9 protein-coding genes are annotated in these 11,918 nt (G+C 54.0%); 3 read left to right on the top strand and 6 right to left on the bottom strand.

From position 1 onward, the window contains the following. Window positions 1-26: 26 nt before the first annotated feature. The 6 genes from BMW46_RS00365 to BMW46_RS00340 form a co-directional block, all read right to left on the bottom strand. A complete protein-coding gene (locus BMW46_RS00365; protein WP_074703723.1) occupies window positions 27-506 on the bottom strand; it encodes a cyanophycin metabolism-associated DUF1854 family protein in 480 nt (159 codons plus the stop codon). After that, window positions 503-2,812 (bottom strand): cyanophycin metabolism-associated ABC transporter, encoded by a 2,310-nt coding sequence (locus BMW46_RS00360; protein ID WP_074704431.1) that lies wholly within the window; start codon window positions 2,810-2,812, stop codon window positions 503-505. The genes BMW46_RS00365 and BMW46_RS00360 overlap by 4 nt, the downstream gene beginning before the upstream one ends. Before the next feature lie 310 nt (window positions 2,813-3,122). Beyond that, on the bottom strand, window positions 3,123-3,998 hold the full coding sequence (locus tag BMW46_RS00355; RefSeq protein ID WP_074703722.1) for a DMT family transporter: 876 nt from the start codon (window positions 3,996-3,998) through the stop codon (window positions 3,123-3,125). A 286-nt stretch (window positions 3,999-4,284) separates the two neighbouring features. Then, window positions 4,285-5,511 carry a MalY/PatB family protein gene (locus BMW46_RS00350; RefSeq protein WP_074703721.1) on the bottom strand — a complete coding sequence of 409 codons (1,227 nt, stop codon included), beginning with the start codon at window positions 5,509-5,511 and terminating at the stop codon, window positions 4,285-4,287. After that, window positions 5,508-7,619, bottom strand: coding sequence for a 5-histidylcysteine sulfoxide synthase (ovoA, locus tag BMW46_RS00345; RefSeq protein WP_074704428.1), 2,112 nt, complete (start codon window positions 7,617-7,619; stop codon window positions 5,508-5,510). The genes BMW46_RS00350 and ovoA overlap by 4 nt, the downstream gene beginning before the upstream one ends. A gap of 379 nt (window positions 7,620-7,998) precedes the next feature. Beyond that, window positions 7,999-8,697 (bottom strand): GNAT family N-acetyltransferase, encoded by a 699-nt coding sequence (locus BMW46_RS00340; RefSeq protein ID WP_074703720.1) that lies wholly within the window; start codon window positions 8,695-8,697, stop codon window positions 7,999-8,001. Between the two features lie 133 nt (window positions 8,698-8,830). Between BMW46_RS00340 and BMW46_RS00335 the strand changes: the two genes are divergently transcribed. The 3 genes from BMW46_RS00335 (at window position 8,831) to BMW46_RS00325 (ending at window position 11,756) form a co-directional block, all read left to right on the top strand. Next, window positions 8,831-9,493: a thiopurine S-methyltransferase gene (locus BMW46_RS00335; RefSeq protein WP_074703719.1), complete on the top strand. Its 663-nt coding sequence runs from the start codon at window positions 8,831-8,833 to the stop codon at window positions 9,491-9,493. Window positions 9,494-9,679: 186 nt separating this feature from the next. After that, window positions 9,680-10,225 (top strand): Slp family lipoprotein, encoded by a 546-nt coding sequence (locus BMW46_RS00330; RefSeq protein ID WP_074703718.1) that lies wholly within the window; start codon window positions 9,680-9,682, stop codon window positions 10,223-10,225. A 268-nt stretch (window positions 10,226-10,493) separates the two neighbouring features. After that, window positions 10,494-11,756 (top strand): hypothetical protein, encoded by a 1,263-nt coding sequence (locus BMW46_RS00325; RefSeq protein ID WP_074703717.1) that lies wholly within the window; start codon window positions 10,494-10,496, stop codon window positions 11,754-11,756. Window positions 11,757-11,918: the final 162 nt, after the last annotated feature.

The raw sequence follows: 11,918 nt of genomic DNA, 5'->3' as shown, positions 1-11,918 counted from the left end.
GATACCCTTGCCATCTGTACTTTGAATCAGAGGAAGCGGTCGAGGATCTTTCGGCTGTAATGATCGAGCGCCGTACGGTCGCGTATCAGGAAGTTGATGTTCTGGCTGTCGGTGATCAGCAAAGCGATTGGAGTCAGACGGCGAATGTATTCTTCGCCCTTGAGAACGAATGACGTAGCACCGCGGTCGGTTTCAACCCGCCAGGTGCTGGGGGTAGCAAAACTTGAAACTGCCTCGATGCGTTTGATTTCCGGCATGAACTCCCGGTTGGCAAGATCCGTTTCAACATGCTTGCGCGTTTCATCGGGAAGGTCGCTCAACGCCTCGATCCACGCCAGCTCATGGCCATCCGCATCGACCAGCGAGATACCGCGGCTGGGAGCGGTAATGGGAAAAGCCCGCACCGGAAACACGTCCTCTCGCACTTCCCCGTTCTCCCCGGTAAATACCAGTCGTCCAAAGGCATTACGGTGCAGGGAGTAGTATAAGGGCGTTTTTTCCGTCATTCCCGGCCACCTTCAGCCCTTGGCTCCGGGCTCGGCCTGCGCAGATCGTCCTCTGTGTCTACATTACGCACTTGCGCCTGGTAAAGCCGGTAATAATGCCCTTCACGCGCCATGAGTTCATCATGATTACCTATTTCGATAACGCTCCCACGGTCAAACACGATAAGCCGGCTGGCATCGCGCAATGTGGAGAGCCGATGGGCAATCGCGATGGTAGTCCGGCCCCGTACCAGGTTCTCGAGCGCTTTCTGGATCTCTTTCTCTGTGGTCGTATCCACGGAGGATGTCGCTTCATCCAGGATCAGAATACGCGGATCGATTAGCAGCGCCCTTGCAATGGATATGCGCTGCCGCTCTCCGCCCGAGAGCGCCTGTCCCCGTTCGCCGACCAGGGAGTCATAGCCGTGCGGCAGGCGGAGAATAAACTCATGCGCATGCGCGGCTCGCGCGGCCGCAATAATTTCCTCCTGCGTCGCGTTCGGTTTGCCGTAGGCAATATTCTCGGCAATGGTGCCGAAAAACAAAAAGGGTTCCTGAAGAACAAGCCCGATATGCTTCCGGTATTCCGCGACCGGAAGCGCGCGTATATCCACGCCATCCAGCAGGATTGCGCCTTCCGTCACGTCGTAGAAACGGCAGATCAGATTGACGAGTGTGCTCTTGCCTGAGCCGCTATGCCCTACCAAACCCACCATTTCACCTGGCTCGATGGTTATATTGATGCCGTGCGTGACTGTACGGGTACCGTAGCGGAACTCGACATTTCGCAGCTCGATGCGCCCGTCTACAATGGGCAGGTGCACGGGGTGGGCAGGCTCTGGAACGCTGGAAACGTGGTCGAGAATTTCGAAGATGCGTTTGGTGCCGGCAGCGGCCTTTTGCGTAAACGAGACGATGCGGCTCATCGCATCCAGTCGTACATAGAAACGGCTGATGTAGGTGAGAAAAGCCGTCAGCACCCCTACCGTGATCTCATCTTTTGATACCTGCCAGATACCGAAAACCCACACCACCAGCAAACCGACCTCGGTCAACAGCACGACCGTTGGCGTGAACATCGACCAGACTTTGTTGACCCGGTCATTGACTTCCCGATTGCGTTCATTGGCGCCACGAAAGCGGCTTGCTTCACGCTTCTCCTGTGCAAACGCCTTTACCACCCTCACCCCAGGAATGGTATCGGCAAGCACGCTGGTCAACTCAGCCCAAACGCGATCGACCTTTTCGAACCCGGTCCGCAACTTGTCGCGAACGAGATGGATCAACCAAGCAATGATCGGTAATGGCGTCAGGGTCACCAGCGCAAGCCACGGCTCGATCGAAACCAGGATAATGGTCGTCATGCCGATCATCAGCACGTCGGTGGCGAAATCGAGCAGATGAAGCGACAGGAAAATGTTGAGGCGGTCTGTTTCCGACCCGATGCGCGCCATGAGATCCCCGGTGCGCTTGCCGCCAAAATAGGCGTGCGAGAGTTTGAGCAGATGCTCAAAAGTGGCTGTGCGCAAATCAGCGCCAATACGCTCGGAAACCAGTGCGAGCACGTAAGTGCGTGCCCATCCCAATCCCCAGGCCACAATCGCGGCCCCGAGCAGTCCGGTCAGATAAAACTCAACTAGTTCAACGTCAATTGGCTTACCGTTCTGGTAGGGAATCAGTACGTTGTCCATCAGGGGCATGGTCAAGTACGGAGGTATCATCGCCGCTCCCGTGCTGCCAAGCGTCAGAAGAAAACCGGCAAAAAGCCTCCACTTGTAGGGTCTGGCGAAACGCCACAAACGTAACAGAGTCCAGGTAGACGGAGGCGCGTGCACTTGCTTGCGGCACGCTTCGCACTCCTCCTGCCCCGGAGCCAGTGGGACATCCAGTACCCTGTGACATTTGGGACAGAGAATCTGTACAGGTAAAGGGCGAAACTCCCCTGTCAAGTGATAATGAAGTTGCTCCCGGAAATTATCGATGAGCCGGGTGGCCGCAGCATCCCTCCCCAATGTGTAGCGCCAGCGTGCGAGCAGTGCGTTCTCATCGAAGAGTTCAAGGCTGCCGACGCCTGCATGATCACTGCGCACAAGCGTCAATCCGGGCCGGTAACTCCACTCCTGTAACGTTGTCGCCGCCCCCGCCTCCGCCTCCGCCTTGACGAGCAGACGTTTATTGGTGACGACTACTAGTCCAGGATCAAAATGCAATCGGCCATTGAGGTCAGTTTCGAGCCATGCCGCCACCTTTTCTTCCTTGGAAAGCCGGGATTCAACAGCCGCAATCCAGGTAGCCGGCAGAGCAGGCGCCCCTGCGGCTGAAAGCATGTCATCGGGAGAAATCGGCGAAAGCCCGGATTCCGGCATTACTCTATATAGGGGAAATCAATATCAGAGATTCAAAAATAGCGAATAGGAGCAGTCCTGTCTCTTCGTCCGCCCCAGTTCGCGGCAGGCATCTTCGCCTCGCTTTGAGGCGTCATCGTTCAAGAGCTATTCGCAGAGCGAGATTCACATGAACACGAGCACGATGACTACCTCCACCCGAAACCCGAGTATGGTCGGCTAGAGTATCAGATAATGCTCATTATGCCCTTATCGGGGATACTGTGTCTCCGCATTTGCTTCCGCCGAATATTCATACCCGCCGCGCTCCGAGCACGGCGCCCACGGTAACCGCCCCCAATCCCGCCAAAGTGAGCAGAGGCAGAGGTTCCCCCAGAACAGGCACAGCCGCCAATGCGGATATGACGGGCACGAATGCCATCAGCAGGGCGACCGTCTGTGACCCGAGGCGACGCACCGCGAACGTATAGAGCAGCATCGCGATAAAGACGACCAGCACGCCCTGATACGCGGCCTGGAGGATGATTTCGCGGACAGGTGCCTGTGCGAGATTGCTGGGCAGAAATAACAGCCAAACGGGCAGGTAAACTGCGGCGCTGCCCAGGGTGGTCGTTACAGTGGCAGCAAGCGGCGGCATCGGATAGCGTGCAAGCAGCAGCGTGAATATCGCCCATAATGAGGAGCCGCAAAGAAATAGCACATCACCGAGAATCTGCGTGGGAGATACATGTGTTCCGAGTGAGAGCGAGTCAGCGGCAGTCAGCAGGATACCGGCAAAAACAATAAGCAGCGCCAGTCGGCGCGCCCCGGTAAATCTTTCGCCGAACCACAGCCACGCAATGATCGCAGTCAGAAAAGGCAGCGTGCCGGGGAGCAGCACGGAAGCATGAGCTGCCGGCGCCCAGCGAAAGGCAGCGTATACCACCGCAGCGTAACCGATACCGCCGAACAGCGAGAACAGGACTATCACCTTGAGTGGGGGCAACAGGATGCGCGGCAAAAAAAAGACGGCGATCGAAGCACCTACTCCGAATCGCAGCAGGGCAATGTCCCAGCTTGTCAACGTCCCCATTCCTCCGTATCGGCTGACAAGAATGAAACCGGTCCAGATGCATATGGAAAAGAAGACCGCTATCCAGCCGCTCCAGGATTTGAGTGCTTCGCTCATGTATTGAACCTAGAAACCGCAGTTGACCGCTTAATTAGAGAGCCAAGCCGATGGGATATAGAGGCATTGTCGAAAACGTGGCGTTGTTCTTCGTTGCAGGGAGCGGCCCTGCGGCCTCATCGCGCCTTGCCTCGCACCTGGATCACCACACGTTCCACTTCCAACTACGGTTTCTAGGTTGAAACAGCGCTCGTTATTGTCTGGTTGTTCTTTGTTGCGGCTGTCTCATGAGTACGAGCGGAGCTTCCCTTCCTGGGAAAACAGGACTGCCGGAACTTCCATACGCTCAGGTGCTCCCCTGCTTTGCTTTGTGCACAGCTTTTCTGATGCTTTCAAGTGCTGCTTCAATGATGCTACGGGGCGCACCGATGTTCATGCGCATGAAACCGCTGCCTTCCTCGCCAAACAAAGTGCCGGGACTCATGCCGATCCCCGCTTCATGCACAAAAAAATGCCTGAGCTGGATATCCGTCATCCCCAATGCGTTCATCAGTTCGTGGCAATCAAACCAGAGCAGATACGTGCCTTCGGGCTCGATGAGGTGGATTTCCGGGAGGTGGATCGCCAGATACTCTGAGACAAAATCACGGGTTTTCTGTAGATAAACCAGCAATTCATCCAGCCAGACTTCACCTTCCTGATAGGCTGCCTCGAAAGCAGCAATGCTGAAAGGATTGGATGCGCTGACATGCAGGATATCGAACGTCCGCGCAAGCTCTTCCCGATGCCTGGAATCCGGCACGACGAGTGCGGAAAGATTCAATCCGGGAATGTTGAATGTCTTGCTGGGAGCGACAGCTGTTATGACATTCGCCTTGCTTCCGGCCCATGCTTTCGCCAGCCGGGAAAGTACATGATGCCTGGCTTCAGGATAAACCAGATCAGCGTGGATTTCGTCGGAAAATACCACGAGATTGTGTTTATCCGCTATCCGCAGGATGCGTTCGAGTTCTCCCCTGCTCCATACCCTGCCGACGGGATTATGCGGTGAGCATAACAACAGGAGACGGGCGCCTTGCGCACACTGCTCGAGATGATCGTAATCGATCTCATAATGGCCATTCCGCAACCGCAGCGGATTCTGTACGAGTTGCCTGCCGGTACTGGTAACAGCAGAAAAAAAGGGGAAATATACCGGCGGTTGCACGATAACCGATTCTCCGGGTTGCGCAAAGGTCATGATGGCGGCATGCAACGACGGAACCACGCCGGGACACATCATGATCCAGTCCCGCTCGATCTCCCAGCCATGACGACGCCTCAGCCAACCAGTCAGCGCCTCATACAAACTGTCGGGAAAAACAGTGTACCCATACACCGGATGAGCGGCGCGTCGGGAAAGCGCCTGGGTGACCGCGGCTGGAGCGGCAAAATCCATGTCCGCGACCCATAGGGGAATCACTCCCGCTGCGCCGAACATACTTTGGCGCCTGTCGTATTTCAGGCTGGCTGTCCCGGTCCGGTCGATTTCCTTATCAAAATCCTGGTTCCCGATGGAAGCGCTTCTGTTCAAGCAATTTTCTCCCAGATTGTTACTTCCGAGAGCGTGTGCTGGAATTTACGGCGTGTTTCGCGAATGACAAATGGAACTTCCGTAGGGCCCTGAATCAGCTTGAAGTGGGCACCCAGAATTTCTTTCAGACCGTCGAGCGTTCCGAAACTTTCACCATCCCGCTTGAATCCGCCGATCCAGGCTTCCCGCTTGGTATGTTCTTCCAGCCAGGTATAGGGAGAGGCAATCAGCAAAATACCACCAGGATTGAGGCGGTTGTGTATGGATGTGAGCAGTTTGGCCGGATCATAAAGGCGGTCTATGAGATTCGCTGCGAGGATCAGGTCGTAACCTGTATAAATGGGCTTGAGATTACAGGCATCGCCCTGATAGAACGCCACCTTATGCCTGACCGTATCCAGGCCCAGTCCGGCCAGCGTCCGCTCCCGGTAAAAGACCAGATCGCCTTCATCAGTCAGGGTATAGCGTAACACCCCTTGCGATGCCAGCTGAACTCCCTGTCCGATGAAGCGGGCGGAGAAATCTACCCCTGTCACCTCATCGAAATGCCGCGCCAGTTCAAAAGCAGCTCGCCCCGAAGCACAGCCCAGGTCGAGCGCCTTGTATGCAGGCTTATCTCCCATGGCGGCAATAGCGAGTTCCGCCAGCGCTTTCGGAAAATTTGGCACACCGAAATAGATGTCTCCATAATGGAATTCCGCATATTCGGAGAGCAGCTTGTCGGTTTCATAGTGCGAGCCATGCTGAATCGCCGGGGCAGCGCCGACCACGTAGCGAAAACCCGCGTGCTGAAAGAAATGGCGCCGAAACGCGTAACGTGAGTTCTTCAAGGATTCATTGCCGCAGGAAATCCAGGAACCTCCCTTGATGAGGTTATGCCTGCCATCGAAGGTTGGTGTTGTGAAATCATCATAGTGGGGATGAACATCAAAGCCATCGAACGGATAAATGGGCGTTTCGGTCCACTGCCACACATTCCCGACCACATCGTAAAAATCGCCCTGAGCAAATTCGTTGACAGGGTGGCTGGATGCCCCATGATCGAGATGAATGTTGGCTTCGGCCGGTGCAGCAGCCGGAACCTCGGATAATCCTGCCACCTCATAGAGCCGGTACCATTCGTCTTCGGTCGGGAGGCGGTAGGGCTGGCCACTTGCGGCCGCCTTCCAGTTACAGAAGGCCTTGGCTTCGTGATAATTCACCTCCACGGGCCAATCCCAGGGCATGGAAACTTCCTTGGTCATCAGGCGCAACTCCCATTCGGCGCCTCGCCGAATCCAGAAGGTGGGATGCTTCGCGCCCGCATGCTTCAGCCAGGCGCGCCCTTCCTCCTCCCAGTAACTTTCGGTTCCATAGCCATCTGCCTGAACAAACTCCAGGAATTCCTGATTACTTACCAGGTATTTGCTGGCTTCAAAGGCTGCAACGTCCGCAATGTGGGTACCGTATTCGTTATCCCATCCGTAGAAAGGATCATCTTTTTTCTTGCCAAGCTGCACGGTGCCTTCGGGCACCTTCACCAACTGATTGTCGGGCGCCGCTCCGGATTTACGGTAGGGCTCCCATGCAGGGTGGGGGGCAACATATTCCAGCGCATGCTGCCGGATAAGGACGGACGAAGTTTCGAGATGAATGCGTTCGTGTTCGATACCCATCATGATCGTCCACCAGGGACTGTCCCATTCAATGGGCAAGGTCAGAGGCGTTTCACGGATGAGTCGATCGACAGTTTCCCGCATCCTTCTGCGATAGGCTCGCACCTCCTCGACAGAAGGCCAATCGTAATGCGTCGTATCCAGATCGTCCCAACTCATTTCATCGACACCCACTGCGAACATCGATTCCATTTTGGGGTTGATACGTTCAGTGATCAGACCTGCGAGCAGTAGTTTATTGGTAAAGAAGGTTGCCGTATGGCCGAGATAGAATATGAGCGGGTGACGCAAAGAAATGGGCTTTTTGAAGTAGGCCGCATCTCCCCGCAACGTTTCGAAGAGCTGCTCGTAACGGTCCAGCGTGGAATGAAAGTATTCGCGTATTTCCTCACGCTTTGCCGCAGCATTACCTCCGGCAAGAACAGGAGTTCGGGAAAAGAGTTGTTTGGGCATTACACGCAACTTGGGGTTTTCGGAAGCAGATTGAACAGCTGTGGTTGTTTTCTTTGCATTCAAATTCATGTTCACCCTCGGTTATGGATAGCCTCTCAATATAAAATAAACGAAGTGTACACCCGGATACATTGCCTCACTATTGCCAAGAACATGGATCAGAGAACTCTGCACTGAAAAACATGACAGCACAGTGAAGAGGAGTTTCACTCGAATTGCTGACGCTCTCCCGCCTGATGCTTCATACCACGGTGCTGCGTAAAAAGACCTGAGGTTACTTCAACCCTTCGCAAACTTCGGGCCCTTGATTATTCTGGTTTATTCTGGTGCCTTCGATTGTCCTGGCGAGCCCGAGTTCCACATTTATTTCAGGGAGGGATTATTGGACCAGCAGAGCATCGGGACGTAATTTTAGCTGAACACGTCCGGACTTCCCAAACGACAAGTGAAGGAAGGGAAAAATAGTGGCAGCCATGAACTGCAATTGTCCGGCCTGCAGGAATAGTGTGCGTCCTACACATTTCCATCCGAGGTGACTGTGCGCCCGGCGCGAGGCGATATTCGTCCGGGTGACACGACTGAACGTATATTTTATCCCTCGCTCGTTGAGATATTGATTGGCTCCGCTCCACATGCCGATAAATCCTCGACCCATGCGATATTCGGGAAAAAGGTAGAAATCGAAATCGAAGACCGCTTCGCCTGAGGGCGACACCAGGAAGATGCAGCGAACTTCATCTTCTATATAGGTATGGGGACAAAACCACATATACCCGATAAATTTCCCCTTTTGAAAAGCACCAAGACAAACCGCATTCTGCTCGAAACGAGCCTCCTTTATGTCTGGTCGTGCCGGCATAAGCTCCACTTCGGGATCACCTCGCTTGATCTCGCGAATTTCTAGGTTCCTGCTTAACCGCTCTGGAATAAGCGGCTCTTTGTGAATGGGCTGGACCATAATGTCGTAGAAATACAGTCGCAGGCTGGGAGAAATGCTGGCAAGAAAACGATCTGACAGATACAGCAGACCAGCAAAAAATCCGAATTCCTTGAAAAGTGCAGCAAGTTTTTGAAGCATTTCGTAGTTGTCAGCGAGATAATTTTGGCGGATTTTTATATCGACGAACCATTGTCGGCCTAATCTTTTACGAGCTCAAGTGGATGGCGACAGGATAAATTTATCTTAAATAATGCCGGGAGAACACAGGAAAATGAAGAAAGAGTACTGGCTGGAACGCTGGAGGCAGGAAGAAATCGGTTTTCACCAGAGCGAGATCAATCCATATTTAAGCCGATATTGGCCGGAATTACAGGTTGCGCCCGGAAAACAGGTATTCGTTCCTCTCTGCGGTAAAAACCGTGACATGATATGGCTTCGCGAGCAGAATCTTTCCGTGCTGGGGGTGGAATTAAGCCCTCTGGCAGTAGAGGCGTTCTTCAAGGAGAACGGATATTCCCCTCGCCACATCATGGGCGAGAAATTCGATCAGTGGGATGCTGATGGCATCCGCCTTCTGTGCGGAGATTTTTTCGACCTGAAAAAAGACCATCTGGCACAGGTGGACGCAGTGTACGACCGCGCCTCCCTCGTCGCCTTGCCCCCGGAAACCCGCGATGCATACACGGACCACTTGCTGTCCATCTTGCCGCCCGCAATCCGGATACTGCTCGTTACTTTCGATTATCCCCAAGCTGAAATGTCCGGTCCGCCTTTTGCGGTTTCCACAGTCGAGGTAGAGGCGCTTTACGGAAAACACACGGATATTCGACTGCTCGCAAAATTCGACGTGCTGACGGAGAATCCGCGCTTTCAACAACGAGGCATAAGCCGGCTTCAGGAAAGCATCCTCCTCCTCACGACACGGACGGCATAACACCCGAAGGAATCCCCTGACAGCTTGCCCAGTCATGAGAGAGATTCAAAGGCGCCCTATTAATAGCGTCGTGTTTTTAATCCAGATTAAACTATGCTTGTAGTGGCTCTATTAAGAAATTCCAATTCTAGGCGAAGATGGCAAATAAACAATCCATGGACCGTGTTTTCATGAAAGGAAAAAAAGATGAGACCATACTTGTTATTCGTCTGTATCTTCTTGAGCGCGTGCGTCGGACTGCCGGCAGCAGTGCGAGACGTACCGGTGGCAAAAGTCGATTATGGCGAAGTGAGCCAGAACCCGAACAGCTATAAGGATACGTCCGTCCGTTGGGGAGGCGTGGTGATTGATGTTGAAAATGAAGAAAACTTCACCTTGGTGCAGGTGCTGTCCTATCCTCTCAATTATTCCGGACGGCCGCAACTGAACAAACAGAGCGAGGGACGTTTCGTGATCAAGAGTTCCGAATTTCTGGATCCCGCCGTTTATGCAAAGGATAGAGAAATCACAGTTGCGGGAACAATCGAAGGTGATATCGAGCGTACGATAGGAAAAAAACACGTACGTCTGCCTCTGCTTTCTTCTAAAGGCATTTATTTATGGCCGGTGTACCAATATCAGCCTTACGCTTATGGTGGGCCCGGCTACGGCTTCAGTCCATACTTCGGATATGGGTATTATTATGGCGGACCCTATTGGGGAGGATTCTACCGCCCCTACTGGTGGTATTAGAAACCGTTTGATAAGTCCTCCTTGAGCATTCTCGGTAAAGTCGGGATAATCATCACCGGATGCGGCATGCGCCGCCTGTACGGCGCGGTTTGCATGCCATTGGGACCGTTGTGATCTGTTCCGCCTTTTTTGAGAAAGCGATTTGAGTATCGGTCAAAACGTCGTTTTTCTTTATCTTCTCCCGGCAAATCTCCAAGGACGCAGATGCCAGGGTCCGGAACACGGCATCGGGCGTCTTCTGTCCTGAGCGACACTTCAATAAAATTTCATGCGCAAACTTCTGATTGTATCGGCTGGATTGCTATTGAGTTTTTCCCTGATCCTGGTCGTCGTAATCTCACTCGCCATTGAAGATCGCCCCCGCGTCAACCGTCAGGTCGTCCTGACACCGGATCACGTAGAACGCGCAAAGCGCATTGTGGATAAGCATCGTTACTGGGTACGTCCGGGAATGTTCGCTGCTGCAAGGATAATGCCGGCGGATGCGGATCTGGCCGTAAATTATCTGGCGCGCAGGCTCCTGAAAGGCAGCGCTCACCTCACCCTTGCCCATCGAAGCGCAGTGGTCCGCCTAAGCATCCCCCTTTCCGAGACTCCACTCAGGCACTACTCGGATAGATATCTCAACATTCAAGCATCCTTAGTCGAGACCGATCGCCTGCCCCACCTCAGATCGATCCAGATCGGCAAACTTTCGTTGCCCGACGCGCTTGCGGACATGCTCATGCCCCGGATACTGGAGTGGTTAAGAGAGAGCCCGGAATACAAGGCCAGTTTGGACTCGCTTCGGATGGTAAAGGTTTCCCCGGATGAATTAACCATTGTTTATCGTTGGCGCGGCGGGCTCTCCCACGGAATGAAGGCCTCGATCATCGGCGAAGAGGAGCGCGAACGCTTGCTTCGTTATCAACGTCTGCTGGTGGAAAGCAGCAGAGCTGGCGAGAAAGAATTACCGCTGTCGGATGTGCTTTCACCGCTCATGCGCGCAGCAGCTGGGCAATCGACGGAGGCTGACTCGCGTGCTGAAAACCGCGCCCTTATTCTGGTGGCCACAGCACATGTGCTGGGTATCTCCCTGAAGCGGATTCTTCCAGGAAAAACAGCGTGGCCCCGAGCTCAGCCTCAGGTTGTAACACTGGATGGCCGTGATGATTTTGCCAAGCACTTCATGGTTTCCGCCGCCATCGCTGCCTATGCCGACACCGCACTCGCGGATGCAATCGGGTTATACAAGGAATTCGAGGACTCCCGCCATGGCAGCGGCTTCTCCTTTAACGATCTTGCTGCAGATCACGCAGGCACAAAATTTGGAGAAAAAGCGGTAGCAAGCGAGACATCAGCCCAGCAACTTCAGTATCGCGTCCTCTCCGGCATTGGGGACACGGATTTGATGCCCTTCTGGTCCGATCTGCCGGAATTCATGCCGGAGGCCGAGTTCAAAAGACGCTTCGGAGGAACCGGAACGCCAACCTATGAAGAAATGATGCGAACTATCGAGCAACGGGTAGCGGATCTGGGCGTGTTGCAATAAGAGTTTTCTCGACTCACCGGGCGGTTCCAGCGGGAGCATCGATACTCTTCAGCAATACTCTTAACGTGCGGTCCCACTTTCAACAAAGGCAGCGGTCGAACTTGGCTCAGGGCTGCTGGCGCCTTCTGACAGGTTTCCCCAGGCGACAGGTTTCCCCAGGCT

The organism is Nitrosospira multiformis, from assembly GCF_900111585.1.
In the GTDB taxonomy this organism is placed as follows: domain Bacteria; phylum Pseudomonadota; class Gammaproteobacteria; order Burkholderiales; family Nitrosomonadaceae; genus Nitrosospira; species Nitrosospira multiformis_B.
Note: the sequence above shows the minus strand (reverse complement) of the source record. Positions and strands in the feature narration are given on the sequence as shown.